The organism is Verrucomicrobiaceae bacterium (assembly GCA_016713035.1).
Classification (GTDB): domain Bacteria; phylum Verrucomicrobiota; class Verrucomicrobiia; order Verrucomicrobiales; family Verrucomicrobiaceae; genus Prosthecobacter.
Map to the genome: position 1 here is coordinate 1 of JADJPW010000007.1, position 25006 is coordinate 25006.

At 58.8% G+C, this 25006-nt stretch carries 24 protein-coding genes and 1 pseudogene; 3 read left to right on the forward strand and 22 right to left on the reverse strand.

All coding sequences use genetic code 11. The features are described from left to right. Window positions 1-166 precede the first annotated feature (166 nt). Window positions 167-1996: a heparinase II/III family protein gene (locus tag IPK32_19385; GenBank protein ID MBK8094068.1), complete on the reverse strand. Its 1830-nt coding sequence runs from the start codon at window positions 1994-1996 to the stop codon at window positions 167-169. Between the two features lie 190 nt (window positions 1997-2186). Between IPK32_19385 and IPK32_19390 the strand changes: the two genes are divergently transcribed. Both IPK32_19390 and IPK32_19395 read left to right on the forward strand, forming a co-directional pair. Then, a complete protein-coding gene (locus IPK32_19390; GenBank protein ID MBK8094069.1) occupies window positions 2187-2645 on the forward strand; it encodes an acyltransferase in 459 nt (152 codons plus the stop codon). Beyond that, the gene (locus tag IPK32_19395) at window positions 2554-3225 is read left to right on the forward strand and encodes an acyltransferase (protein ID MBK8094070.1); all 672 of its coding nucleotides are present in this window, start codon (window positions 2554-2556) and stop codon (window positions 3223-3225) included. Before IPK32_19390 ends, IPK32_19395 begins: the two co-directional genes overlap by 92 nt. Here the strand turns inward: IPK32_19395 and IPK32_19400 are convergent. From IPK32_19400 to IPK32_19470, 15 genes and pseudogenes are all read right to left on the reverse strand, one after another. After that, window positions 3141-4319, reverse strand: a complete 1179-nt coding sequence (locus IPK32_19400; protein MBK8094071.1) for a glycosyltransferase family 4 protein — start codon at window positions 4317-4319, stop codon at window positions 3141-3143. The two genes, IPK32_19395 and IPK32_19400, sit on opposite strands and share 85 nt — an antisense overlap. Window positions 4320-4335: 16 nt before the next feature. After that, window positions 4336-4638 carry a type II toxin-antitoxin system RelE/ParE family toxin gene (locus IPK32_19405; protein MBK8094072.1) on the reverse strand — a complete coding sequence of 101 codons (303 nt, stop codon included), beginning with the start codon at window positions 4636-4638 and terminating at the stop codon, window positions 4336-4338. Beyond that, window positions 4635-4868, reverse strand: coding sequence for an addiction module protein (locus tag IPK32_19410; GenBank protein MBK8094073.1), 234 nt, complete (start codon window positions 4866-4868; stop codon window positions 4635-4637). The genes IPK32_19405 and IPK32_19410 overlap by 4 nt, the downstream gene beginning before the upstream one ends. A gap of 91 nt (window positions 4869-4959) precedes the next feature. Continuing rightward, window positions 4960-6262: pseudogene (locus tag IPK32_19415) on the reverse strand (UDP-glucose/GDP-mannose dehydrogenase family protein). A 230-nt stretch (window positions 6263-6492) separates the two neighbouring features. Continuing rightward, complete coding sequence (locus tag IPK32_19420; protein ID MBK8094074.1) at window positions 6493-8607, reverse strand: bi-domain-containing oxidoreductase; 2115 nt, start codon at window positions 8605-8607, stop codon at window positions 6493-6495. A 376-nt stretch (window positions 8608-8983) separates the two neighbouring features. Next, window positions 8984-10897 (reverse strand): asparagine synthase (glutamine-hydrolyzing), encoded by a 1914-nt coding sequence (asnB, locus tag IPK32_19425; GenBank protein MBK8094075.1) that lies wholly within the window; start codon window positions 10895-10897, stop codon window positions 8984-8986. Window positions 10898-10903: 6 nt separating this feature from the next. Next, window positions 10904-12301 carry a phenylacetate--CoA ligase family protein gene (locus IPK32_19430; protein ID MBK8094076.1) on the reverse strand — a complete coding sequence of 466 codons (1398 nt, stop codon included), beginning with the start codon at window positions 12299-12301 and terminating at the stop codon, window positions 10904-10906. Further along, window positions 12282-12656 carry a PIN domain-containing protein gene (locus tag IPK32_19435; GenBank protein MBK8094077.1) on the reverse strand — a complete coding sequence of 125 codons (375 nt, stop codon included), beginning with the start codon at window positions 12654-12656 and terminating at the stop codon, window positions 12282-12284. Before IPK32_19435 ends, IPK32_19430 begins: the two co-directional genes overlap by 20 nt. A 15-nt stretch (window positions 12657-12671) precedes the next feature. Next, complete coding sequence (locus IPK32_19440) at window positions 12672-12908, reverse strand: hypothetical protein (protein ID MBK8094078.1); 237 nt, start codon at window positions 12906-12908, stop codon at window positions 12672-12674. Window positions 12909-12975: 67 nt separating this feature from the next. Beyond that, the gene (locus tag IPK32_19445; GenBank protein ID MBK8094079.1) at window positions 12976-13791 is read right to left on the reverse strand and encodes an FkbM family methyltransferase; all 816 of its coding nucleotides are present in this window, start codon (window positions 13789-13791) and stop codon (window positions 12976-12978) included. Next, window positions 13778-14536 carry a nickel pincer cofactor biosynthesis protein LarB gene (gene larB, locus IPK32_19450; protein ID MBK8094080.1) on the reverse strand — a complete coding sequence of 253 codons (759 nt, stop codon included), beginning with the start codon at window positions 14534-14536 and terminating at the stop codon, window positions 13778-13780. The genes IPK32_19445 and larB overlap by 14 nt, the downstream gene beginning before the upstream one ends. Beyond that, on the reverse strand, window positions 14533-15444 hold the full coding sequence (larE, locus tag IPK32_19455; GenBank protein MBK8094081.1) for an ATP-dependent sacrificial sulfur transferase LarE: 912 nt from the start codon (window positions 15442-15444) through the stop codon (window positions 14533-14535). The genes larB and larE overlap by 4 nt, the downstream gene beginning before the upstream one ends. Beyond that, a complete protein-coding gene (locus IPK32_19460; GenBank protein ID MBK8094082.1) occupies window positions 15338-16600 on the reverse strand; it encodes a glycosyltransferase family 61 protein in 1263 nt (420 codons plus the stop codon). The genes larE and IPK32_19460 overlap by 107 nt, the downstream gene beginning before the upstream one ends. Further along, window positions 16600-17304, reverse strand: a complete 705-nt coding sequence (epsI, locus tag IPK32_19465; protein ID MBK8094083.1) for an EpsI family protein — start codon at window positions 17302-17304, stop codon at window positions 16600-16602. The genes IPK32_19460 and epsI overlap by 1 nt, the downstream gene beginning before the upstream one ends. Next, the gene (locus IPK32_19470) at window positions 17301-18263 is read right to left on the reverse strand and encodes an exosortase/archaeosortase family protein (GenBank protein MBK8094084.1); all 963 of its coding nucleotides are present in this window, start codon (window positions 18261-18263) and stop codon (window positions 17301-17303) included. The genes epsI and IPK32_19470 overlap by 4 nt, the downstream gene beginning before the upstream one ends. 66 nt (window positions 18264-18329) lie before the next feature. On the opposite strand from IPK32_19470, the gene IPK32_19475 reads away from it, so the two are divergent. Next, a complete protein-coding gene (locus IPK32_19475; GenBank protein MBK8094085.1) occupies window positions 18330-19337 on the forward strand; it encodes a glycosyltransferase family 9 protein in 1008 nt (335 codons plus the stop codon). On the opposite strand, the gene IPK32_19480 is transcribed toward IPK32_19475, so the two are convergent. From IPK32_19480 to IPK32_19505, 6 genes are read right to left on the reverse strand one after another with little or no spacing between them, the layout of a single operon-like run. After that, window positions 19334-20182: an FkbM family methyltransferase gene (locus tag IPK32_19480; protein MBK8094086.1), complete on the reverse strand. Its 849-nt coding sequence runs from the start codon at window positions 20180-20182 to the stop codon at window positions 19334-19336. The genes IPK32_19475 and IPK32_19480 overlap by 4 nt on opposite strands. Next, window positions 20166-21275 carry a glycosyltransferase family 4 protein gene (locus tag IPK32_19485; protein MBK8094087.1) on the reverse strand — a complete coding sequence of 370 codons (1110 nt, stop codon included), beginning with the start codon at window positions 21273-21275 and terminating at the stop codon, window positions 20166-20168. The genes IPK32_19480 and IPK32_19485 overlap by 17 nt, the downstream gene beginning before the upstream one ends. Before the next feature lie 11 nt (window positions 21276-21286). Next, the gene (locus tag IPK32_19490; protein ID MBK8094088.1) at window positions 21287-21865 is read right to left on the reverse strand and encodes an SIS domain-containing protein; all 579 of its coding nucleotides are present in this window, start codon (window positions 21863-21865) and stop codon (window positions 21287-21289) included. A 17-nt stretch (window positions 21866-21882) separates the two neighbouring features. After that, window positions 21883-22677: an FkbM family methyltransferase gene (locus IPK32_19495; protein ID MBK8094089.1), complete on the reverse strand. Its 795-nt coding sequence runs from the start codon at window positions 22675-22677 to the stop codon at window positions 21883-21885. Between the two features lie 3 nt (window positions 22678-22680). Next, window positions 22681-24018, reverse strand: a complete 1338-nt coding sequence (locus tag IPK32_19500) for an HAD-IIIA family hydrolase (GenBank protein ID MBK8094090.1) — start codon at window positions 24016-24018, stop codon at window positions 22681-22683. After that, window positions 24018-25001 (reverse strand): GHMP kinase, encoded by a 984-nt coding sequence (locus IPK32_19505; GenBank protein ID MBK8094091.1) that lies wholly within the window; start codon window positions 24999-25001, stop codon window positions 24018-24020. Before IPK32_19505 ends, IPK32_19500 begins: the two co-directional genes overlap by 1 nt. Window positions 25002-25006: the final 5 nt, after the last annotated feature.

Below are 25006 nucleotides of genomic sequence, written 5' to 3' on the forward strand. Positions count from 1 at the left end.
GGCCCCATGCGCATCGGCAGCCGCTTCTGGCAAAACTATCGCATGACCCTCGATTTCCGCACCAGCACACTGTGGCTGGAGCGCTGATCCTCCGCAGCATCCGCTTCGTCCGTTCAGGCCAAAGCTACCGCCATCAGTCACCACCTCCTCACAGCCCGCAGCCACCTCAGAGCGAGAACGTGCTCGCCAGACTGCCCGTGAACCTCACCCGCACCGCCGCGGCATCACTCACCTGCGCAAACCGAGGTGAAACCGTATTGAGCACGACCTCCGTCGATCCGACGCCATCCCCCTTCACCGTCAAATTCACCGTCAGGCCTCCCACATGCCTCAAAGTGAAATAATGCTTCGAAATCGCCTCCACCGCCCAATCCGGCGAAAACTGCCACGTCACGACGTGCTCTATTTCATCGTTTAACGTGTCTGTGATGCAGACACTCCTGTCTGCCTCCAAAACGCTCACCACACGCTGCACGCCATCGAGGCCCACCGAGCACTTTTCGCCTTCCACGGCCAAATCCGGCCTCGCGTGATGATTCATCCATAAAAACGGCCCCGCACGTTTCGGCGTCTCTCGGCCCGAAATTGGCACCGGCCCATTGTGAGCCTCCCAAGCCGCCAATTTCGACCTCAAAGCCGCATTCCCGTAATACGAGCCCGTTCCCGGATCGATCACCAGCGGCACGTTTTGCACCCAAATCGACGCATGCAGCGCATCCAGGTGCCCATGCGCCGCCAGCGGCCCAAAACCCAGCGGCGAGCCATCCACGCGCACCGTCCATGCCAGATCACGCCACATCGCCTGCCCGCATTCCGCGTAGCGCAGCCATCTCCGCGATGCCGAAGCCTCAAACCTCGGCGCATCGCCCAGCCAAAACCTCAAACTCACTCCCCCAGCTTCGCCCAGCATCCACGCACGCCATTCACGCTCCGCATGCGCACGCTCCAGAGTCAGCGGTGTGATCTGCGCATCATCGCTGTCGCCAAAATCCCATCCACCCATCGACAGATCGCAGAAAAACCGCGCCGCATCCCGCAAACGCTCCAGCACCGGTCCACGCAGCCCATCCACCACTCTTCCAGCCTGCCAAGCCATCTCCCACGCGAAGAGATGATAATGCAAACCCTGCTCCTTGTTCCCACCATCCTCCGCAAGCTGCCGCAGCACCTCGGTCTCGAGCATTTTCCAAATCGACTCCGCATCGCGCAGTCGTTTGCCCAGCTCCGGCCAGCGCTTCGTCACCATCACCAGCGCCGCCAGCTCACCCATCAGATGATTATTCGCCGAGGAGCCAAACGACCTCTTCCGCCACACCCACCACGCATGCATCGGCACAAACGCCTGCGCGATCCGCTCCTGCTCCGCGATCATCTGTTCGTCCCCACAGGCCCGCGTTAGAGCATCGATCCAGCAAAAATTCATCAACCGCAGCGCCCCCTCCAGCGGGCTCGTCCAGTGAATCCCCTGCCCCACCGGATTCTTCTCAATCCAATCGTGCATCCACATCTGGGCCGTCTTTAGCGACACCAGCTCGCCATTCAGCCACGCATCCTGCGCCAGCCGCACCATCTCACTCCACCGCGCGATCTCCCATGCGCAGCGAGCATCCGCACCACCCTCCAGATGCCGGTAATCCTTCACCGTCATCGGAATCGCCACGTCATGCACTTCATCGCGGCTCCACACTGGCGGGCGGCTCACCTGTGCCTCCTTCCAGCCGAGCAGCAGCAATCGCCCCTCCATAATCCGCACCGCATCCGCCCGCACAGCCTCACGCAGCACCGCCGGAGCACTCTCCTTCACCGGCAGCTTCAAAGAAGACTCACACACCGCCCCGAGCTGAAACATCTCCCAGCCCTTCTTCGCGAGCGGCACCGCCGCCTCCACCGCCTTTGCCCGCACACGGCCCGCGATCTCCCTAGCGGCATCGCGCGGAGCCGGTGGTAGAGCCAGTGGAGTTTCGAGAGAGGTTTCATGTTCGACATGGATTGACACCTTGAGCGCCAACCCGTTAAGTTCCTAATTCTTCAATGCCAAAACTGTATTTCCCCAATTTGAACGGCCTCCGTTTTCTCGCGGCACTCGGGGTCATCATTCATCATGTGGAGCAGTTTAAACCGAAGTCGGCCTTCCTAGTGCACTTGGCAGTAACACGATCACCTTATTAGGAAAAGGCGGCGTCTATTTGTTTTTCGTCCTCAGCGGTTTTTTGATCACCTACTTGCTGCTGGAGGAAGAAACCAAAACCGGAACCATCTCCGTCAGACACTTTTATGTGCGGCGAATACTGCGCACATGGCCATTGTACTTTTTGGTCGTAGCCCTAGCGCTCTTTGTCTGGCCAGTATTCTTTCCCATCATCGCAGGAGAGCACACCTCCGCTATTCGCCATTCCATCGCAGGACTCGCCTGCTATGCCTTGTTGCTGCCCAATCTGGCTGCCATTTTTCTTCATCCACTGCCTTTTGCAGGCCAGACTTGGTCCATCGGCGTCGAAGAACAATTCTACCTCGTCTGGCCCGTGCTGATGAAGGTATTTCAAACGCAGAATCTTGATCATTCTCGGCATCTGCGTTGGCTACGGCCTCTTATTCCACGGCTTTTTCAGTTGGCTGAGCACGCAAAGTGCTTCGACCATCGATAGCCTCATGCCACTGGCCAAATTCATGGTGACATTTCGCATCGATGCCCTGGCCTTTGGCAGCCTAGCAGCTTGGCTACTGCATACCAATCACCCTTTTCTAAAATACCTGCGAAGCCCTTCCGCATACCTCATCTCCACGGGGATCGCAGCTTGGCTTTTCTTGCGCAGCGAAAAGGCACCTAGCTACTACCCTATCGCCCTCTCAATCTGCTTCGCCGTGATCCTTCTCAATATCGTCCAAGATCGCCGTGCATCGCTTGTCCTGGAAACCAGGGTGATGAACTACCTCGGGCGCATCTCCTACGGCATCTACATGTGGCATCCCGTGGCGATCGTCTTGGCGTTCACCTCGGTCAAAGCCGCGCCTTTCTCGCCCTGGATTCATTACCCGCTCACGCTAGCGCTGACCGTGGCCATCGCCGCTTTTTCGTATCACGTCTTTGAGGTATCTTCATCCGCCAAAAATCACTCTTTGCCAAAGTCGCCAGCAGTGACTCACGCAGCTAAAGCCCGCTCATACGTCCGCAGGCTCAGCTCCACCGACTTCTCCCAGCACAGCTCTGTTGTCAGTCGTTCGTAGCCGATCCTCCCCATGCGCTCACGCACGGCTGGGTCGTCGAGCATTTCCAAAATGGCATCGCCCAGCTTCTCCGCGCTGTTTTCCATCACATACCGCGCCGCGTCGCCCGCGCTGAACATGCCCTCTCGCGTGCCAAACATTACCTGCGCCTTGCCGAAGGCCATGTACTCCAGCGTCTTGTTCATCGTGCAGTGGTCGTTGTAGTCATTGATCGGGTCACAGGCCACGCCTAGGTCCATCGTCTTCAAACCGGCGAACAAAAACTCGTTCGAAACACGCCCCGGCATGTCCACGAAGGCCCCGAGGCCCATCTCATCACGCTGCTTCACCAGATCCGCATGCTCCGGGCCGCTGCCCATCAGCAGGAACTGCACATCCTCACGCTTCCGCGTCTGCACGATGTGTTTCGCGGCCTCGATCAGGTAATTCACGCCGTCCGCATTCCCCAGCACGCCGATGTAGCCCACGAGGTACTTTCTTCCCTTCTTCAAAGCCGCGTCCTCAGGCAAACTCGTATTCAGTTTGTTCGGCGCCGTGCGCACCACGAAGACTTCATCATCCGCCTTCCGCCCGCGCTGCTTCACGGCGGCCAGCACGCTCTGATTCGTCGCCATCACCGCGTCTGCCAGCGCCAGCGTGCCGCGTTCCGCCGCGCGCACCGCCCAGTACATGAGCCCACGCTTGCCGAACTTCGCCTCAAACATCTCCGGCCACAAATCGTGCACGTCAAAGATCACGCGCACGCCCGCCAGCAGCTTGAACGGCAGCGCCACTAGGAACAGCAAATCCGGCGGATTGCACAAGTGGATCACATCAAAGCCCTTCGTCCGCCACGCCTTCACCGCGCAGCACAGCTCGCCCCAAAGCGCCGAAGCATACTCCATCAAAAAGCCCTTCACGCCCTTCGCCTCGCCACTGATCCAGTGCCGGTAGATCGTGATCCCCTCCAGCACCTCATACGGCGTCGTGTAACCGCGCATCTGCGGACAAATCACCGTCACATCATGCCCCGCATCCCGCAACGCACACGCCTCCTGCCAAACACGCCGGTCCAACGGCACCGGGAGATTTTCGACGATGATGAGAATGCGCATGAAGAGAGTGTTTGGATCAATTATCCCAAAGCCTGCCGCGCCAATAATCCGGCCTGCGTTTGTGGTGTGACACTGCGTAGATAGTCACTGTTTCTTGCTCCGCTTCGTGCTGGTAAAACAGGTAATAGGGAAACCGTTTCATGCGGAAGATGTGGACTCTTTGCCCGACCCTCTGATACCGCTCGGGATCCTTGGCGATGTCACTCAAAGCTACCTGAACTGCCGCCACAAACTGCCTGCCTAGCCCAAAGCGATCTTCCGAGTACTGCGCCGCCTCCTGGTACTCAATCCAAGCTTCCTCTTCGAACCGAACATTCATGCACGAAGCTTCAAGCTGTCCAAAACACGCTGATGCGCCTCTTCGGCAGGAATCAAACGAGAAGCCCCTGTTCGCACATTCTCCATCCTCCGCGCCACCACTTCCATCTGCTGACTGATAAACTCCGGCGAAGGCTCCGAACGCTCCAAAACAGCCTCCACGAGTTCGATCCGCGACTCGGTCGGCAAAAGCAGGGCTTCGTTCAGGAGATGGGCTACAGCTGCACTCATGAAGTTAAGTGTATCGTTTTTCTGCCCAGCTCAAGAACGCTTTTGAGGATAGTTTCAAGCATCATAGGCCCTCCAAACCCATTCAAACCCCTCACCAGCAAAGCCCCTCATACCTCCACGCCCCATTCTTCAAATCGGGCCAGCCATTCACATCGATCACCGTCTGCTCCGCCCTCGCGGATGACACGATCTCATCCAATCGCGCACAGCGCTGGCTGGCGACGATGATTTCACTGCTCTCGATCACCTCGCGCGGGCTTTGGCGCAGCAGGGACGCGAGATGCGGCATGCGGCGTTGGATTTCATTCGCGTTCGCACCGATCAGGCGGGCGAGATTGAGCTGCGGATCGTAGATCGAGAGCTCGTAGCCGCGACCGAGCAGCGTTTCCGCCACGGCGACCATCGGGCTGCCGAGCAGGTCATCCGTGTCCGCTTTGAAGGCGAGCCCGAGCAGGCCGATGCGGCGCTTCTCTTTGCCGAGGATGAGTTTGATGAGCTGATCGAGGTGCGCGTGGTTCGTATCGAGCGTGTTCTCCAGCAGCGGCAGGCTGATGCCCTCCATGCGAGCAAAAGACTTCAACGCACTCACATCCTTCGGCAAACACGAGCCGCCGAACGGATTCCCCCGGTCGCATGTAATACGACGAGATGTTCAGCTTCGTGTCCGCGCACACCACCTCCATCACGCGGGAGCCATCTTCACCGAGGTGCTTGCACACGCGGCCGATCTCATTCGCGAAGCCGACCTTCAGCGCGTGGAAGTAGTTGCAGGCGTATTTGATCGTCTCCGCGCCTTCCCAGGCCAGCACGGCCGGTTTGCCGCCGAGAAGCTGACGCGCTTCATCGCTTTCGGGCGATTGCCCATCGTGCGTACCGACGACGGCCAGCGATGGCTCGCGGAAATCCTTCACCGCCGTGCCTTCGCGCAAAAATTCCGGGCAGTAGTAGATGCGCACTTTGCCCGCAGCCCGCAGCGGTTCGAAAAAGTCACGCACCATGACGCGCGTGCTGCCCGGCAGCATCGTGGAGCGAAAGATCAGCACATGCGGCCGCTCCTTCTTCGCGATCGCGTCCGCGATCTGCTGCGAAACTTTGCGCACAAAGTCTAGATTGAGCCTTCCCGACTCTAGCGATGGTGTGCCCACGCACACGATGCTCACCTCGCTCGCCTCCACGGCCTCCGCTGCGTCCGTCGTGGCCCGCAGCCGGTTTTCACGCCGTGCACGACGCAGCAAGTCATCCAATTCCGGCTCAATGATCGGCGAAGCACCGCTGTTGAAGGCATCCACCTTCCCCTGCTGCACATCCGCGCCGATGATCGTGTGCCCTTGATCCGCAAGACAACCCGCTGTGACCGCGCCGACGTAACCGAGACCGAAGATAGAGACATTCATGATGAAAAAGAAAGAGATGGAGGTGAAGAAGAAAGTCTGTGAGGAACAGAGGGCTGATAGGACAGGATTAACAAGATTTTCAGGATTATGCAGGATTCACGGGTTTGTAGTTCGGAACTCCTTTCGATATGATGCGCTGCTTTCGTCCTGGATTCTCATACGCGAACAAATACCCGAACCACGAAGAGCTAATCCTGCATAATCCTGTAATCCTGTGAATCCTGTCCAAATTAGGCACCAAGCATCACGGTGTGCGCTTCTCGGATGCTCCGCAGCACCGCAAAGGTCAGCGCCATGCTTTGCCATGACTGCGCGTACGGCAGCGGGTGGTCGCGTTCGCCGTTCAAATAGCTGCTCCAGGCGGCCATTTCCTCAGCGTGGCCTTTGCTGGTGTATTTGAGGGTCTGTTGCTTGCGGCTTTTCCAGATGCTGAGCTTCATGAAGTTCTCGCAGTCGAGGATGAGGCCGGGGGCGAAGGCGCGGATGGTTTCTTTGGGGAAGGAGGAGTCACCTTCGGCGGTGTAAATGAGCTGGAAGGTGTGGCCGTTTTCAAACTCGACCTGCGCGGCGGCGGTGTCCGGGCCGAGTGGCTGGGCGCTGACGCGTTTGGGTGTGCCGAGCAGGTAACAAGCGAGGTCGAGCATGTGGCAAGCCTCACCCAGCACGCGGCCACCACTCTCCTCGACATTCGCATACCAGTGATCCGGGGCCAAAACGCCCGCGCAGACGTGGTAGGCGAGCGATTTGACGCCTGGAGCCGCATCGAGCCGTTTTTTCATTTCGATGGCCGCAGGAGCAAAACGTCGATTGAAGCCCACCATGACGCTGCCGGTTGTTTGGGCCATTTCCGCGTCGATTTCGGCCAATTCGGCCTCGGTGAGACAAAGCGGTTTTTCGACAAACACCTGCTTCCCGGCCTTCAACGCCGAGATGACCTGCTGCGCGTGCAAATGATGCCGCGTGCCGATCAAAACGGCCTTTCCCGTCGCTTTGGAGGCATCTGTCTCCGCCGCAGCAAAGCCAAACTTTTCCTTTACATGCCGCGCCGAGAGCCCCGTGCCATTCACGATAGTCCCGAACGGAATTTTGCCCTTCAAATGCGGCAGCAGCATCGTGCGGGCGAAGTTGCCGGCACCGATGACGTCGAGTGACGAACAGGCTGAAGACAAAGTGCTTAGTGCGGAGTGCTTAGTGCTTAGTTTTACCTCTGCAGCCTCCGACTGAGCACTAAGCACTGAGCACTGAGCACTTTCATATTCGACCACGATCCCCACTGCGTCTGCGAGCTGGTCATAGGCTGTCGTAATCTCGCTGAAGGCGATGTGCTTCGTCGTCACGGGGCGCAGATCGAGCTGGCCGGTGCGCATGAGTTCGAGGCAGGCTTCAAAGTTGCGGTTCTCCGTCCAGCGGACGTGGCCGATGGGGTAATCGCGACCGCCCCATTCATACTGCGGATCGTAGCGGCCCGGGCCGTAGCTGCGGCTGTATTTGACCGTGATGTCCTTCATGTAGGCGGTCTTCCACGGCAGCTCGGCATCGTGCATGCCGACGATGACCATCGTGCCGCGATCCCGCAGGCAGTTGATCACGGTTTGCGAAACGGAGCCGCCTTTGCCGCCGATGCACACGAGCACGGCATCCACGCCGACGCCATCCGTCCATTCGCGCACGGCGTTTTCGACGCCGGTGGTGACGACACGCTCCGCGCCCATTGCGGTGGCGACTTGGAGCCTTCCTTCGTTCAAATCGGTGGCCATCACGCGTGCGCCTGCGCTTCTGAGCAAGCTCGTGGCGAGCAAACCGATCAATCCTTGGCCGATGACGAGCACGCGCTCGCCCAATCGCACGCCGGACTGCCGCACGCCTTCCATCGAGATGGAGGCGAGCGTCGTGTAAGCCGCCTGCCAGTCTTCCACGCCATCGGGAATCTTCGCCGCGAGCAAATCGGGCACGCCGAGCATCTCGGCATGGTGAGCACACTCCGCACCGCCGCACGCGACGCGGTCGCCGATGCGGAATCGCGGATTCGCCTCATCCACCGCGACGACGACACCCGCCGCGGAGTAACCGAGCGGTGTGGGCGACTCCAAACGATTGCGCACCTTTTCGAGCGCCGCCTTCCAGCCGAGTGTGCGCACGGTATCGAGCACCTTGCGCACCTGATCCGGCCGAGCGCGGGCTTTTTCGAGCAAGGACATGCGTGCTTGATCGACCTTCATCTTCTCCGTGCCCGGTGAGATGACCGTGCACGTCGTGCGCACGACGATCCCACCCGGCGGCGGCACCGGCACGGCAACCTCTTGCAGTTCAAGGCGTCCGTCTTGGTATTGAGCGAGTTGTTTCATGGGGGAAGAAGCGGAGAGTGTTTGTGTCGTCTTCGTCCTTCTACTCGAACTCGTCCTCGATCGTAGCGTGGGCGATGGGTATGGAGAGGACTTCTGTTAAGCGGTGATCGTTGGGCGCGTCAGCGTCGTGGAGTGCGGTGGCAAGCCTTGGCGCGACACCGCTGTCGCGTGCTTGGCGGTTTTCTAAGGACTCAGGGCGTTCTTCCCGCACTCGACAGCGGCGTCGCCGATGCCGGATGGCTCCGGCATCTCTGCCGCACGCACTCCACGACGCTGGCGCGGGTTTTCGAGAGTTTGCTTGTGAAGTGCGGAGTTCATGGACTATGGCGGAGTGCCTGGATCGAGGACGAGTTCGAGTAGGAGGACGAGGACGAAGTCACAGCGTCACAGGACCGCTCGGCGTTTTGTCGAGGAAGGTGCGGTGCCAGAGCTCGGTGGTGAGCAGCGTCCAGAGCCACATGCTGTGATCCTCGCGGCCGGCGCGGTCGTCTTCGATCATGCGGCGGACGACTTTGGCGTCGTGGAGGCCGCGGGAGTTGATCTGGGTGTCGGACAGGAATTCGTCGATGACGGTACGCAGCGGGCCGCGCATCCAACTGCGCAGCGGGCTGTTGAAGCTGGCTTTGGGGCGATAGACGACATCGTGCGGCAGATGTTTGGCACCGATGCGTTTGAGGAGATGCTTCTGGATGCTGCCCTGGATGCGCAGATGCGGCGCGGCGCGGAACATGGCCTCGGCGACGTCTTTATCGACAAGGGGTGGCCGTGTCTCGATGCTGGCGGCCATCGTCGCTTTGTCGCTGTAGGTGAGGTTGTGCTCCGGCAGGAAGACTTGCGTGTCGTTCAAGCACATGCGCGTGAGGTAGCTGAGGCCGGGGGCGTTCAGCGCGGCCTGCTGGCGGAGCCAGAAGGGTGTGGCGTGGTAATTGGCACCGCGATAGAGCTCCGCGAAGCGCTGTGGTGTGAGTGCGAGGTCGGCAGCGAGGTAGCGCTCGGCCTCGGGGAGCGAGGCGTAGCTCATGAAGCGCTTCATCATGCGAGGAAGCAGCAGACCGCGGCTCTTGGTCGCAACGGGCAAGGCATCCACGATGCGTGAGATGCCACTGCGGATGAAGGAAGGCGTGAGGGACTGGAAACGGCCTGCGTGGAGGCAGGCGAGGTGTTTGCGGTAACCGCCGAAGATTTCGTCACCACCGACGCCGTTGAGCAAAACGATGATTCCCATGTCGCGTGCGGCTTGCGAGATGAGATAGGTGTTCACGGCGGCGGGATCAGACAGCGGCTCGTCCATGTGCCAGACCATCTTCGGCAGCAGTTCGGTGATCTTCGGCTCGATCTCGAATTCATGCAGCTTGAAGCCGAACTTGTCGGCCACAACGCGGGCGTAGGTGGCGTCGTCGCTGGCTTTTTCGAACTTCTGGTCCTGCGATGAAAATTTGATCGTGAAGGCGTCGATGCGGCCCGTGTTATGCCGACGCATGAGGGCGCTGATGAGCGAGGAGTCGAGTCCGCCACTCAAAAAAGTGCCCACCGGCACATCGGCGATCATTTGCATCTCGACGGCTTTTTCGACGAGGTCGCCGATCTGCTCGATGGCCTCGTTTTCGTCGGTGAGCGTCTCGGTGGGCTCGAGTTGCCAGTAGCAACGCGTTTCGAGTTTACCGTCCTGCCAGGTGAGCGTGTGGCCCGCAGGGAGCTTGTCGATGCCAAGGAAGCCGGTGCTGGGGGCGATGAGGAAGCGGTTCGGATTGCGCAGCGCCTCGTCATCGCGCTGCGCGGTGACGAAGGGACATGCGAGCAGCGCTTTGATCTCGGAGGCGAAGGCGAGACCACCGCCGCTGGTTTTGGTGAAGTAGAACGGCTTGATGCCGAGCTGGTCACGAGCGGCAAAGAGCCTGCGCTTGTCCAAATCGATCCACGCGAAGGCGAACATGCCGCTGAGTTTGTTCAGGCAGCCTTCACCCCACTCGATGAGCGCAGCGAGGAGCACTTCGGTGTCGCTGCTGCTGCGAAAGGTGTGGCCTTTGGCCTCCAGCTCGCGGCGCAGTTCGCGGTAGTTGTAGATCTCGCCGTTGAAGCTGATCCAGTGCCTGCCGCAACTGCTGCGCATGGGCTGCGCACCACCGGGCGAGAGATCCACGATGGCGAGGCGGTTGTGCGCGAGGCCGCTGTTCATCTCCGCGAACCACTGCACGCCGGAAGCGTCGGGTCCGCGGTGGCGCATGGTTGCGTTGATGCGCTCCAGCAGAGTGGAGTCACCGCAGTTGAGAAAGCCGGCGATGGAGCACATGAGCGGTTATTTCAACGAAGTGACTAGCCACCGGTGTTTGCCGGCGCTGGTTTGTTCGACGTGATCGGTGACGCGGAGAGTGAGCGTGAAATCATCGCCGAGTTTTTGCATCAGGCCGCTGTGGATGACGGCTTCGCGGTCGCGGGACCAGTTTGGAGAGGGGAGAAGGTGGCATTCGGCCTCTCCGGGTTGGTGCTGATGGAACTGCACGGCGAGCAGACCGTCAAAGAGGTCGTCGTGCATGTTGATGGCGGTGAGGGAGATGCGGCGACCGGTGCGGCTGATGAGGAATTCGTAATCGCGACCGGTGATGGCCTCGACGACACGCCACGAGGCAGATTCGGCCACTCTGGCGAAGTCACCGGTGCGGTAGCGGATGAGCGGCATGACGTGATTATGAAACGAGGTGCCGATGATCTCGCGGTTTCCAGCGGCGTCGGCTTCACCGAACTCGACGAGGCCGTAGGTGGGCCAAAAATGCAGCGCGGTGCTGCCGGGACGCTGCGCGGCGAGCACGACGCGCTCGCTGTGGCCATACCAGTGCATGATGGGCACTTTGAAGTAAGCCTCAAGCAGGCGCTGCGCTTCGGCGCTGAGTTTTTCAGAGCCGCAGAGCAAGGAGGTGAGCGGAAAGTCGAGTTTGATGCCCAACTGCATGAGCATGAGCGCGGCGCTGGGATAGCAGAGCAGATGCTTTGGCTGAAAGCGGTTCAGCTCACGTGCATAGTCGCTGAGGCGTGCCGCAGTGAGGTGGGAAGAGGAAAGCACAAGCCAGTCGCGTGTGGCGTCGTGATAGCGGATGGTGCCATCTGCACGGGTGGAGGTGACGCCGCCACGAATGACGGCGACGCGGTCTCCGTGCCGATAGCCGCAGCGTGCCCAGGTGGCGTCGAGGTAGGCCTGCTCTTTGGGTCGGCTGATGCCTTTATGCAGATCAAAACCGACTGGAATGCCGCTGGAGCCGCCGGTGGTCATGGGGAGGCGTTCATGACGCAAAGCGGGATTGGCGAGGTTTTCGCGTTCACGGAGCAATTCGTCCTTGGTGAGCAGCGGATAGGCCGAAAGCTGCTCCAGCGACTCAAACCGCGTGGGATCGACGCCGTGCTCGGCGAAGCGTTTGGCATAAAAAGGAGCCTTTGAAGCCGCGAGGAGCGATTCACGCACCGCTGCGGTCTGATAGCGACGAATCGCGTCTGCGTCCCAGTTTTCGACCTCGCGTGCGTCACGCTGAAAGGTCGGAAATGCCGGTCCATTCCGCCACGAGGCCGGGATGGCGCGATAGACCGTGCCCGCGAGCAGCTTCACAGGCTGCGGCGCACTCTCATAGAGCTTCAGTAGCGGATAGAGGCTGTCTTCGAGGTGCATGCGGTGGGCACGCGGGGACTCAGGCGAGGCGGAGGCCAAGGGGCACCAATTTTTCGAAGTCCGTGCGATTCTCCGTGGCAAGTGGTGCGTCCGCGAGGATGGCACAGGCTGCGATGAGGCAGTCGGCGAGTGAGCGTTTGCGACGACCTGTTTCACGGAAAAGTTTCGCGCCAAGTTCTGCTTGGCCATCGCTCATCGGGTGCTGAGCACTGATGAGCAACCGAGCGCTGGCTTCTTCCTCATGAGTCAGTGAGCCGCAGAGAAACTCTGCCCAAACGAGGACGCTGATTTCAAAGAGGTCGCCACAAGCCAGCCATTCCAAGAACTTTTGATTTGGGACTGTTCCAGGTTTTTGCGCCCCGATCAGAAAATTTGTGTCCAGATGAATGATCATCGTAGGAGGAGGAGATCAGCGACGAGATTCGTGGACGACTCTTTGCCACTCATCGAAGTCCACTCCGCGCGCAGCGAGACTTTTTTGCAGCTTTTCAGCTGCTTCGAGGCGAATGGCGATGTCGGAATTTGATGCGGGGGCGGCCGCTTTGACCGCACGCTTGATGACTTCAGCCTCTGGGGCATTCCAGAGCTGCGCAAGGCGGCTGATGACCGTGGAGGTCTCGAGATCGAGGGTGTAGGTCGTTGTCATGCGACGAGGGTATGAGCCGGGAAAGGAAAGTCAACGCAGCACTCGCAGCGCGGCGGGCACCTGATTCCTACTGAAGCACGCAGACGTAGTTCGAGACGCCACGGAAGTACTCCTGGTCTTCGTAGTAGTGGTCGAGGTGCAAAAGCCGTCCGCCGGGCGTGACGCGGTAGAATTTGAAACCGCTGGAGGTGAGCAGATTCCAAAAATCGCGGAAGTAAGTGCGGGAATTGATGTTGCCACCGCCAAACTCAAAGGAAAGGGCGCGGATGCGGCGGTTTTTCAGCGCTGCGGCAGCACCTTCGAGCACGGAGTATTCATGGCCTTCGACGTCCATTTTTAGGAAGTCGATGGTCGTCAAGCTTTCGAGGTGCATGATCTCGTCGATCGTGGTGGTGGGCACGCTACTGACGAGATACTTTTCCTCAGCGAAGTAGGATTCGCCACGGGCGTGCAGGGACGCGGAGCCGTCGGTGGGACTGGAGGCGTAGAAGTCGGCAACACCACTTTGGTGGGAGCACGCTTTGCCGATGATGGTGGCGTTGGGGATGTGCTTGTCGAATAGCTGCTTGATGCACTCCTGCGAAGGCTCAAAAAGGAAGAGCCGCGCCTGGGGCTGATACTTGTGCATGAACACGGACCATTCCCCGATGTTGGCACCCACGTCGAAGATGACGGGCGCTTTGGAGGTGATCTGCTGGCTGGCACAGGCGACTTCTGACTCCAGGTCCCAGCCTGTGCCGGAGCCGCGTCCGAGGAGGAAGTTCACATACGCGTCGATGCCACGGGTGATCTTTTCGAGCGGTCCTGCGGTGAGGATGCTGGAAAGAAGGGGCGACACCTTTTTGGCGGCACGATTGAGGAGTCCGGCTTTATGCAGTTGCATGGAGGTGGAGAAAACGTAGCGCGGCGATGGCGGCACCGCAACCGTTGTCGATGTTGACGACGGTGAGGCCGCTGGCGCAGGAGTTGAGCATGGTCAGTAATGCGGCAATGCCGCCGAGGCTGGCCCCGTAGCCGACGCTGGTCGGCACGGCGATCACAGGCGCGGCGACGAGGCCGCCGATGACGCTGGGCAATGCCCCGTCCATGCCTGCGACGGCGATGATGAGGCTGGCACTGCGCAGGAGGTCGAGTTTGGAAAGCAGGCGGTGCAGACCGGCGACGCCGACATCCGAAATGCGGGTGACTTTGGCTCCGCCGAATTCCAGCGTCTGCGCAGCCTCTTCAGCAACGGGTTGATCACTGGTGCCTGCGCTCACGACGAGGATGGGGGCTTGTTTAAAGTCACGCTCCATTTGGCCGATGCGGTAGAGACGCGAGACGCTATCATACACGCCCGTGGGGAAGCGCTGGGCGAGCTCGGCGGCGATTGGTGCGCTGACTCGCGTGGCGAGGGCGCTGCCATTCCCGGCGAGCAGCGCAGTGAGTGCGTCGGTGATCTGGTTGAGCGTTTTACTCTCTGCAAAGACAGCCTCGGGAAAGCCCTGGCGGATGAGGCGGTGCGTGTCGGTGAGCACGTCGCCCACTTCGGCAAAGGGGAGCGTGCGCAGGCGCTCGAGCGCGGCATCCGCAGCCAGTTTGCCCTGACTGACTTGGGAAAGGAGATCGCGGAGGCGGGCTTCGTTCATGCGGAGCGAGCGGTGAGGACTTCGTTCATACTGCCAGAGCGCAGGCCAACGAGGTCGAGGGTGATGTACACATACCCGAGGGCTTTCAGGGCGGTGGTGATGGCGATACGTTCTTCCAAGGCATGACTGAGTTCAGCCTCTGGCACTTCGATGCGTGCTACATCGCCATGGTGACGGACACGGAGTTCACGGAAGCCCAGGTGATAGAGCGCGGCTTCGGCTTGTTCGATGGTGGAGAGCAGTTTCGGCGTCACCGCCGTGCCATAGGGCACGCGGGAGGCGAGGCAGGCTGCGGCAGGTTTGTCCCAATTCGGCAGTTCGAGTGCTTGAGCGGCTTCACGGACGTTTTTTTTGGTGAAACCGAGTTCGTGGAGTGGACTGAGGATTTGGAGTTCACGAGCCGCCGCGCGGCCTGGGCGTAGGTCGAGCGTGTCATCGGCGTTCATGCCATCCAGAACATGTGGGATGCCGTTTTGAGCCGCAAAGTGACGTAGGGCGCGGTACACGTTATCTTTACAGAAGTAGCAGCGATTGGGCGCATTGGCCTGATACTGCGGATCGTCCGTTTCAGTCGTGGGGAGCTGTTCTAAGCGCGCACCAAGGTTTTGTGCGAGCGCGATGGCCTCTTGCTTTTCGCTTTGAGAAAGGCTGGGAGATACGGCGAGCAGCGCGATGACGTTTTCACGACCGAGCGTGTACAGGGCTGCCTTGAGCACGAGCGTGCTATCTACGCCTCCGGAGTAGGCGACAACGACTTGGCCGAGGGGGTGGAGCCATTGTCGGAGCGATTGAAGCTGTGTTTCAGGCGTCAAATTGATCGAGGACTTGGTCGAGAGTGGCGAGATCGACTTGGAGATTGGCTGCGAGATTTCCTTGGGCTTCAGTTGTTTGATCAATGACTGCGCCATAACGCAGACCGGTCTGGGTGGCATAGACGGCGTAGCAATTGTTGACGTAGGCACCGGCGAATAGCTCGATGAGAGCGGTGCCGGGTCGGCAGAAGGCGAGATTGGCGAGGGCTGCACCATGCACGGCGACGATGAGGTCGGCTTCGGCAAAGAGGGCCATCTGCTGGGCGACGGAGAAGGAGTCTGCCTGTACAGTCTGAAAGCCTCTGGCATGGAGCCTAGACTGGAGTGCCTCTTCATTGAGGACGCGGCGGTAGGAGGCGTCTTGGCGGGAAATGTAGAGCCGACGTGAGGCTACGGGTGAAGTCGGCGTGCGGTGTGTGCGGGCGAAGTCGCGCATGAAGGCGGAGAGCCAGGGCGGAATGCCGCGTTTGATGAGGGAGGGGCTGCTGACGACGAGTTGGTGTGCCTGGAAGTGGCCGCGAGGGGAGGTGGGGACGCATTTTTCCGGTGAGATGCCTAGCATTCGCAGGGTCTCGAGATGAAAGCGGGCGGGCGAGGCGGGGATGAGCCAATGATCGACGGATGCGGGGTCGAGTGCGAGTGCGGGGAGGAGTGCGAGTTTGGGCAGGGCGAAGAGCATCCAGTGGTAGTAATTGCTGACGGAGAGAGCGAGGAGACTGACGGTGAGCCCCCTGAGCTGAGTGGGAGGAGGAAGCCGCCACTGGCTGTAAATGGAGTGGTTAGAGAGGGTTTCCGGGGAGAAGGCGCGTGCCATTTCCATGGAGAGTTCGGCGATGAGTTGGTCCGAGCTGCTGATGACGGCACCGTTGGGGCCATAGACGCGAGCTTGTTCGAGGATGGCGATTTTGGCGGCTTCGTAGTCGCGGTGTGTGAGCAGGCTGTCGATGAGTGATTTGCCATCTGGGCGAATGTGATTTTGCGGTGGCTGGATGGGTGGGGCTTGGCCGGCGGGGAATGCCTCGATGCAGGTGGCCAGGCCGGTGGCTTCCTCGACGGTGACTGCGATGTGGCGGGGTGGACCAAGTTGGAGGGATGATCCGGGGAGTCGCCGCAGGAGGACGCCGGGGATGAAGTTGCGCAGTTTCCACAAGAGCCTGCGGCAGGTGATGAGGGACTGCCAGAGTGGTCTCTGAAGTAGGGTGGGTATCTTGCTGGCAAAGTGCCGAAGGATGAACTGTTTGAGGTGCTGCATCAGGGAGTGCCGGTGGCGAGGTCTTTTTGGAATTTCGGCGTGATGTCGCGGATGAAGCTGAGGAGCATGCGTAGGGTCTCGGCGTCGTCACGCGGACGCTCGCCAGTCTTCCGTGGGTCCATACCTTGGGTGACGAAGGCCATAGCGGAGGGATAGGCCCAGCGGTGATTGATGCCGGAGAAGACGCTGTCTTTGAAGCTAAGCCACTGGCGTGCGAAGTCACTGGTGGTGGTGACGCCTTTGCCGACGAACCAGTAGATGTAGTGGGCGCGGATGAGGCGCTTTTTGCCTTCCGTGCGTTGATCGAGCTTTTCGAGGGCGAGGTCGCGGACATGCAGCGTGGTGCCGTTTTTCATCTCAATAGGGCGGACGGTGGAGCTGGTGATGGTCCAACCCTGGCCGGGGAGGCAGACTTCAGGCCGATGTATGGCCCGCGTATCCTGCCCAGCGATGACGAGGGATACATGGAGTGTGTCATTGGCTGCTGCATCACGGTAAGCTCTCTTAATGAGTGTGGAGTCAGCCGGGAGAAGCTTGATTTCCATCTCGGAGGCTTTTTCCTCACTGCCGACAAAAGAACCAGCTACAAACGGAAGCTGAGATATCACCCCACTATCGTCCCCTCCACGTGCTGAGGCAGAAAAATGACACAGGAGTGCTGTCGCTGCACACAGGACAAAAATAAGTAAAGAACGCCAAATCATGGAACAGCAGTGCTAACGCGACGGGAGACTGTACGAGCTCCGGTTTGGGGTTTGCGGCTCCAAAAGCGGTCCATGAGCCAGGAAATGCTCTGAAGCCCAGCTAAGGCAACGAGGAAAGTCACGATGCCAGTGAGGAAGTGAAAGGTGGAGACCTCTTGCTCTGCACTGCCTATTGCGAACTCCTGCCCCATGAAGGTGGAGGTGCCGAGCAAAATGAGAATGCGCACCATGTTCGCGATGATGGCGAGTGGGAAGGTGGTGAAAAAGAGCACCCAACGCTGCAGTAGCCCGTTTTGGCGGAAATAACTGAATAAGGCACCGACAAACATCAGCGCAAAAAGGCTGCGCATGCCGGAGCAGGGACCTTCGATGTTCAGACTGAAGACGTCGCCCAATTCGCGTCCCGCAGCAGCGTTTGGAGGCGATAGAAGCGAGGTCCCTTCCTGCACCACGCCGACACCGAGCAGGCTGAGCACGCCACTTGTGAGATCGAGCATGAGATAACGGAGCTTGATGGCAAGGCTGCTCTCCAAAAAGATGAGGGGGAAGGCAAAACCTAACATGAGCCAAGGGAAAACACCTTCCCAAGCACGCCGCAAGCCCATTAGCGCCACCGCCATGCCCGCTGCTACTAGCATGATGCCTGCGTAGCCGAAGTAGAAGATATTCGCCAGATAACCGAGGAAGTAGAATAGCAGTCCCAGGATGACGATGGCAAAACCGACATTGGATGGCCGAGCAGGCACCGCCGCGATCTGCTCACGCCGCCGCCAGAGGATGAACAAGGCCACCGGCAGTGCCAGCGCTCCGTGCTGCCACGTGGGATTCTGCCAGTACATCGCAATATTCGCGAGGATGGTCTTTTTCTCGGCACCGTAGCCAGCCGCATACGGCAGCATGCGAGTGAGCAATGCGGCAGAGATGGCTAGGAGCGAGCAGGGGATGAACTTTGACTTCATTTAGCGCGCGCGTTCAGACGAGACTTGGCGTTGCATAAAAGCAACATTTGGAAGAGAAGGTTCGAGATGACTCTGCTCATATTCAAAGTGAATCAACTGGGGGACAACGTGGTATTTCTGCCGTTAGTGCAGGCCCTGAGAGCATGCCTGCCACATTGGCGGATCGTCGTGGTAACGAGCAGCGCAGCATCCACTCTCTATGAGATTTGTTGTCCAAATGCGGAGATTGTAGAGAAGGTTACGAAGGATTTTAATACTGCATGGCGCAGCCCCCTCGAACTGAAACGATTGACGCTAACCATGCGTGATCTGAAGCCCGATGCGTGCCTCTTGGGAGATGACCAGGGAAATGTGGCGCACCTCATCGCTCGGTTATCTGGAGCGAAGATATGCGTGGGACCACTCACGAAAAAAGTACGTGTAAATGTTTTGCTCCACGAGCGAGTGCCTCCACCACCCGGAATGCACGTGGCCTGGCATAATTGGGAGATTGCTCAAGTTTTGCTGCGCCGTCTTGGGCTGCCTGAGTTGCCAGCAGCGCCTCCGCCGCCAGATCTGAGTTTTTTTGGTCGCGAAGATCATGGTGCCATCGTAATCCACGCTGGTGCTAGCCGCGCTTACAAGCGCTGGCCGCTCGAAAATTACGTGGAACTGGCAAATCGATTGGCAAGGCAAAACAAAGTGATTTGGATGGATCAAAATCATTCGCAGGAGGAGGCGCTTCATCCGGGGGTTCAACGACTGAGCGCAGGCAGCCTTGGGAGCTTTGTGCGACTTCTGGCAGGCGCATCTTATTTTATCGGCAACAACTCTGGCCCCATGAATCTGGCGTCTGCATTAGGTGTGCCCAGTACGATTTTTAATGGGCCATCCACTCCGAATTGGGATCCACCTTGGCATGCTGAACGGTTTGAACTGCTGCGAGACTCCGCACTTAGCTGTCAACCTTGTGATTTGCTTACGCATCCGGTGAATGCATGTCAAAATAAGGTTCAGCCGATGATATGCATGCTGCGATGGACGGTGGAGGAGGTCTTCAATCGCGTGCGGCGCAGGGTTCCAGAGCTTGGTTAGTTTGCTTCGCGGTGAATTAGGTAAAGATTTCCATCCCGAGGCTCAACTTCTTTATATCCCGCGTCATCCAGCCATTTCACCAAAGCGGAGAGGCTGTCACCGAACTCCCTAAGATGGTCATCATAGCCTTCGATGACAAGAGTGGGGTGAAATTGCTTTATAAGCCTCGCCATTCCCCGAAGAACACGAAGCTCAGCTCCTTCGACATCGATTTTCACAACAGATAAGGGCAGTTCTCCAAGATGAGAGGGAAGCCAATCGTCAAGAATGACTGATGAAACGATGATCGCATCCTGAATCGTTTCCATTGCAAGGCGTGAGTGCCCCGTGTTTTCCTGATCCAAGCGAAATTTCAATTCCCCTGTGATATCAGAAGCCGCGACGCTATGTAGATGGATTCTTTCGGTGAGTTGGTTGTGTGCAATAGACTCGGATAAAAGAGCTGCAATTTGAGGATTCGGTTCGATGGCTATGACCTGTGCATGAGGTCGCCTATGAGCAATCTCGAGTGAAAAGTATCCCACATTGGCACCAACATCGAGGAAGCAGCCATGTTCAGGCATATGCTTCAAAAGAAACTGTGAAGTGGTTTTCTCCATTTCACCAAAAAGTTTCAGAGAACGAGAGGTGTAATCGATACCATTATTCGCTCTCATAGTCCAACCACCACGCGTATCCACCCAAGAACATGATTTGGCTAAATAGTCGCCAAATGCGCGTCCGAAGGTTTTACGCATAAGCCAATCCCTGCCCCGCAGGAATGGCCACCGTTTCGCCACGGCATGAAGAAGGCGAAAAGTGAAAGGCGAGGTTTGCCAGTCGTTATTTCTAGTTTGCTGATTCATATTTATGCTGACTTTGACCTGATAACCATTGACCCAAAATCCAATGAGCAGTGCTGGCAGATGTCTGTCTCACGCAAAATTTCTCCGCGATCGATCTAGAGGCAGCCCCCATAGGCCCCCAGCGGGCTGGAGTTTTCATCAAGGATCCAAGTGTGCGGGCAAAGCTTTCGACATCATATGGATTAAAGATGTGACCATTTTTCCCTTCTTGCACCAAGTTGTAGGATGCACCGGCGAACTGACTGATGAGCAGCGGTAAACCCGTAGCTGCTGCTTCTTGGGCTACGACACCATAGGTATCCCCGCGAGTTGGAAAAACGAATAAATCGGCATTTTGAAACTCTTGGACGAGTTCTAGTCCCTTCTTAATCCCGGTAATCACAGTGTTTGAGGTGAGGCCATGTTCCTGAACTACACTGCTAACCCAGTCAGAAGAAGCATAACCAACTAAGCGCAGCTCAAAGTCCACCGGCACCTCAGACTGTATGCGTTGGATAGCTTTACATAGAAGATCATGACCTTTGTTATACAGATAACCGGCCACATAAAGCAAGCGACAAGGCCCCTCCCTTCTTGGTAAAGCAGGGCGAAAGGAAAACTCGTGGGTGTCGATCGAATGCGGGGCGAAGTGAACAGGGCGATGACGTGCGCCGTGTGGTGTGAGCGCAGCAGGCGCCATAGCGACCTGCGCGTCGGTGAAGTGGGCAAAAAGTCGGTGCTGAAGCCGCGTGTGAAATGGAATCTGTTTTTGCAAAGGCGGGTGCACGCCTAAATCGCTAAAGACTATGACCGGAACGCCATGCTTTTTGGCCCAAAACATCGGCATGAGCATCTGCTGCGGATACTCCATGGTGCATAACACGGTGGGTCTCCAGGCGGCCAATTCTGCGAGGGAGCGAGGAAATTCACGATACTCCACCCTACCGTTCGTGGCTTTGAGAGCGGGCCAGTCCACCTCCCATAGCTCGCTACCCAGCGGGCATGCGATCACGCGAACTTCTGGTGGTAATGCAGCAGCAAAATGCTCGGTGAAGTTATACCGGTAACGCGCGAGTCCTTTGGAGAGGAGCACGATGGTAGGTTGTTCTGGCATGAGGGGGAGCCTTAGTCAGCCTTTTCCATAAAGGCGTAGCAGAGCATGTGCAGGATGGTCATCTGCACGTCCTCCACGCGGCCATAGTGCGTGTCCTCGACACGGATCACGTGCGTAGCGACTTCGCTGGCTGCACCACCTTTACCTCCGACGAGAGCGATGGTGGTTAGTCCACGCTCGGCAGCCATGCGCAGCGCTTTGACGACGTTGGGTGAATTTCCGCTCACGGAGATGGCGAGGGCGATGTCGCCCTGGGCGGCGAAGTTGTCGAGTTGACGGGAAAATGTGTCCTCATAGGCGTAGTCGTTGCCGATGGCGGTCATCCAACTGACGTTGTCGTTGAGTGAGAGGACGCGGAAGCGCTTGCCGAGTGCGTCAGAGGCACCTTTTCCTAAGTCGGTGACAAAATGGGACGCATTCGCAGCACTGCCGCCATTGCCAAAGACGAAGATTTGACGCTTCTCATCTAAAGCAGTGCGCAACAGGGCGATGAGCCGGGTGACGGCCGCTGGATTGAGCGCGTTAAGCGCCTGCACATGTTTTTGGACATATTCCTGTACCCATAACTCGGGTGGGGTGTGAGCGTTCATAATAGGGTGGGGACAAACTAACTGGAAAGCATGCATGCGCGCGCAAAAAACGGTGTGCGGTGATTGCCTTTTCCGCCGTCGGCAATGTGCTGAAAGCCGAAGGCCTTGAAACGGTTCGTGACGATCTCGTTTTGTTGCTCCGTGCCGTGTAGCTCGATCACGAATGCCTGAAAACGATCAAGCTCCGCGTCAGGGAGTGCGGCGAGGGTCTCATACTCGCTGCCTTCGATATCCATTTTACACAGATCGACGGTGGTTCCGGCAGGTAATTGAGCGAGGAGCTTGGAAAGGGTGATCGCTGTGACTTCTTCCGTCTTACCGCTATGGCCGGAGACACCGGAGACGCCCGAGCCGACGCTGGTGGTGCTTTGTACAAAGGTCAGAGTGCCTTCACTGCCGCTGACGGCGGCGTGCAAGATCTGAGCACGCTTCGCGAGCGCGGCCCCCAGATTGAATTGCAAGCGGGGCAGCACACTAGAGTCACCCTCGACGACAAGAATCCGTTCCAACTGCGGGAAGGTGGCGTCGGCCAGGATGGAAAAGCTGCCGATATTGGCCCCCAGGTCCAGGATCGTGCGGACGGCCTCAGGTTTCATTAGGCGTAGGAACTGCCGATACTCATCGGTTGCAAGAACGGCATGAATGCCACCTGCTGTTTCCGCACGTTGTCCATCCACCAGGAGTCTCCGGCCACGCCAGTTGTAGGTCAGCAAACTACGTGGAAAGAGGATGTGGTTGAGTAGGAGCTGCCAGGGATTGTCGAACTGAAACAACTTGCGGAGACTTTGGAGCTTGTAGGCGATGTCGATCATGTTTTAAGACGAAGTGTTCGGGTTCATCCCATGTTCTTGAAGATATAATGCGGCAGCGCGGAGGTCGGGCAGGCAAACAGCAGGCGGGGAGGGATGGGCAGCCCATTTTGGTCCCACGCCGATGAAGCGCATGCCTGCGGCCTGTGCCGCGAGGCGATCGGCGTCACTGTCACCTATCATGATGGTGGCAGCGAGGTCGAGACCCTGCTCCTCCACCGCACGCCGGAGCATGCCGGGCTTAGGTTTGCGGCAGTCGCTGTCACGGCGCAGCTCGGGGATGCCTTCGCCATGGTGTGTCTCGGGGTGAAAGGGGCTGTGGTAGATTTTTTCGATGTGGGCACCCGCAGTGGCCAGTTCGGCACATAGTCGCTCATGAATGGCGTGGAGGCCTTCTTCGGTGAGCAGCCCACGGGCGATCGCGGGCTGGTTCGTGGCGATAAAACAACGCAACCCTGCTGCGCAGAGGCTGGAAATGCCCTCAGCAGCTCCGGGGAGCAGTTCCAAGTCCTCCACCCGCGTGAGCAGACCGCGCTCGACATTGATGGTGCCATCGCGGTCGAGGATGACAGCACGCACGGGCGCTGGGTGCACGCGCGCAGTACGGCTGCGCTCTCGCCAAGTCAGGTAGGTCTCCACTTTGGCTAGGCGATCTGGCGTGCCCATGTCTTTGACGAAGCCAGCGGGGTCGATGAAGTGGCCGCGCAACTCAGCACCAGCGGTGAGCGCGGTCGGAAATACGTCATGCACAAAGTCGGAGGCCCGCCCGGCGGGAATGGCGTCGATGAGGGAGGACTCTAGGGCGTACACGGCTGCATTGGCGACGTTGCGGTAGAGGCGGCCAGACTCGCGTCGGGTGACAAAGCCGCTGATGCGACTGTGGGCATCCATTTCGACGAGGTCGGAGTCCCAGGGGTGATCGGAGGCGCGAACCAGCAGCGTGCCTGTGGCACTGGAGGCGCAGTGGGCGAGGCCTAGAGCCGTGAGATCGAAGTCGAGAAACACGTCGCCATAGATGACGAAAAATCGCTCATGCAAGTGCGCGGCAAACTCGCGCAAAGCCCCTGCGGTGCCCAATGGGGTACTTTCTTGATGCACGTGGATGGTGATCCCACTGGCACTGCCCGTGGCATAATGATCGGCGATCACCTCCGACTGATGCCCTGCGGCGAGGATGGCGTGGCGCACGCCATGCGCAGCGAGGAACTCGAGCGTGTGATCGAGCAGTGGCCTGCCCGCGAGCGGGAGCATGGGCTTGGGGCAGCTCTGAGTGAGTGGCCCGAGGCGTGTGCCTTTTCCTCCGCAGAGGATGACGGCCTGGGTGATGGCTGTGCGTGTTGGCATCAGTCGTTGTAGAAAATGACGCGGGTGCCCTGGTTTTCTAGGTGGATGGGCACCTCTCGTAAGGCGGAAAGGGCCTGCCGGAGCGCGGGTTGCTTTTCCGGCTCGCAATAAAAGAGCAAGAAGCCACCGCCACCGGCACCGAGGAGCTTTCCGCCCGTGGCCCCGCTGTCGATGGCGGCCTGATAGAGTGTGTCGATCTCTGGGTTGCTGATTTTTTGCGCGAGCTGGCGCTTCATGAGCCAGCCTTCATGCATGACTTCACCGATGGCGTGGTATTCACCGCATTGGAGGCGCTCCGCCAGGGTGTAGGCCTGATCACGCATGCGGCGCAGGAGATTGAATTTATCCTCCTGGGACTGGGTGTTGCGACTCTGCTCGGCGAGGATGTCAGAGGCACTGCGAGTGATACCGGTGTAGTACATGAGCATCCGCTGCTCGACGTGCTGGCGTGCGTCGCGACCGAGGGGGATTTTATTCACCTCGACGCCACCGCCCGCGCGGAAGCGCAGGAGATTGAGTCCGCCATAGGCAGCCGCGTATTGATCCTGACGGCCGATGGGTTCCTGCAGCTTGCCAATCTCCACTTCGCAAGCCAGTGCGGCGCAGGTTTCGGCAGAGGCGGTGCGACCTTGGAAGGCATGTAGGGCATTGATCAAGCCCACGGCAAAGGAGCTGGAACTGCCGAGTCCGCTGCCCTGAGAGGGGATGTCCGCGAAGCTGGTGAGTTCGATGGGGCCTTCGCAGCCGCAGATGCGCATGCACTCGCGGATGAGTGGGTGCTGCACCTCATCTAGCCGGGTGACGACTTCAGTGCGGGAGTATTTGAGAAAGATTTTAGGCTCAAAAAGGCGGTGCGCGGCGAGATAGACGTAAAGGTCTATTGCGGTGCTGACCACAGCACCTTCTTCGCGCTCATAGAATGCGGGTAGGTCGGTGCCACCACCGGCGAAGCTGGCACGCAAGGGTGTTTGTGTGATGATCATCGCGT

Bases quoted from the DNA above. Each gene is read 5' to 3' on its own strand.
- IPK32_19400 (MBK8094071.1), bottom strand. From the start codon at position 4,319: ATGCGCATTCTCATCATCGTCGAAAATCTCCCGGTGCCGTTGGACCGG.
- IPK32_19405 (MBK8094072.1), bottom strand. From the start codon at position 4,638: ATGAATGTTCGGTTCGAAGAGGAAGCTTGGATTGAGTACCAGGAGGCG.
- IPK32_19410 (MBK8094073.1), bottom strand. From the start codon at position 4,868: ATGAGTGCAGCTGTAGCCCATCTCCTGAACGAAGCCCTGCTTTTGCCG.
- IPK32_19420 (MBK8094074.1), bottom strand. From the start codon at position 8,607: ATGAAACAACTCGCTCAATACCAAGACGGACGCCTTGAACTGCAAGAG.
- asnB (MBK8094075.1), bottom strand. From the start codon at position 10,897: ATGTGCTCCATCGCCGGCTTTCTCAACTGCGGTGACTCCACTCTGCTG.
- IPK32_19435 (MBK8094077.1), bottom strand. From the start codon at position 12,656: ATGATCATTCATCTGGACACAAATTTTCTGATCGGGGCGCAAAAACCT.
- IPK32_19440 (MBK8094078.1), bottom strand. From the start codon at position 12,908: ATGACAACGACCTACACCCTCGATCTCGAGACCTCCACGGTCATCAGC.
- IPK32_19445 (MBK8094079.1), bottom strand. From the start codon at position 13,791: ATGCAACTGCATAAAGCCGGACTCCTCAATCGTGCCGCCAAAAAGGTG.
- larB (MBK8094080.1), bottom strand. From the start codon at position 14,536: ATGAACGAAGCCCGCCTCCGCGATCTCCTTTCCCAAGTCAGTCAGGGC.
- larE (MBK8094081.1), bottom strand. From the start codon at position 15,444: ATGGCGCAGTCATTGATCAAACAACTGAAGCCCAAGGAAATCTCGCAG.
- IPK32_19460 (MBK8094082.1), bottom strand. From the start codon at position 16,600: ATGCAGCACCTCAAACAGTTCATCCTTCGGCACTTTGCCAGCAAGATA.
- epsI (MBK8094083.1), bottom strand. From the start codon at position 17,304: ATGATTTGGCGTTCTTTACTTATTTTTGTCCTGTGTGCAGCGACAGCA.
- IPK32_19470 (MBK8094084.1), bottom strand. From the start codon at position 18,263: ATGAAGTCAAAGTTCATCCCCTGCTCGCTCCTAGCCATCTCTGCCGCA.
- IPK32_19475 (MBK8094085.1), top strand. From the start codon at position 18,330: ATGACTCTGCTCATATTCAAAGTGAATCAACTGGGGGACAACGTGGTA.
- IPK32_19480 (MBK8094086.1), bottom strand. From the start codon at position 20,182: ATGAATCAGCAAACTAGAAATAACGACTGGCAAACCTCGCCTTTCACT.
- IPK32_19485 (MBK8094087.1), bottom strand. From the start codon at position 21,275: ATGCCAGAACAACCTACCATCGTGCTCCTCTCCAAAGGACTCGCGCGT.
- IPK32_19490 (MBK8094088.1), bottom strand. From the start codon at position 21,865: ATGAACGCTCACACCCCACCCGAGTTATGGGTACAGGAATATGTCCAA.
- IPK32_19495 (MBK8094089.1), bottom strand. From the start codon at position 22,677: ATGATCGACATCGCCTACAAGCTCCAAAGTCTCCGCAAGTTGTTTCAG.
- IPK32_19500 (MBK8094090.1), bottom strand. From the start codon at position 24,018: ATGCCAACACGCACAGCCATCACCCAGGCCGTCATCCTCTGCGGAGGA.
- IPK32_19505 (MBK8094091.1), bottom strand. From the start codon at position 25,001: ATGATCATCACACAAACACCCTTGCGTGCCAGCTTCGCCGGTGGTGGC.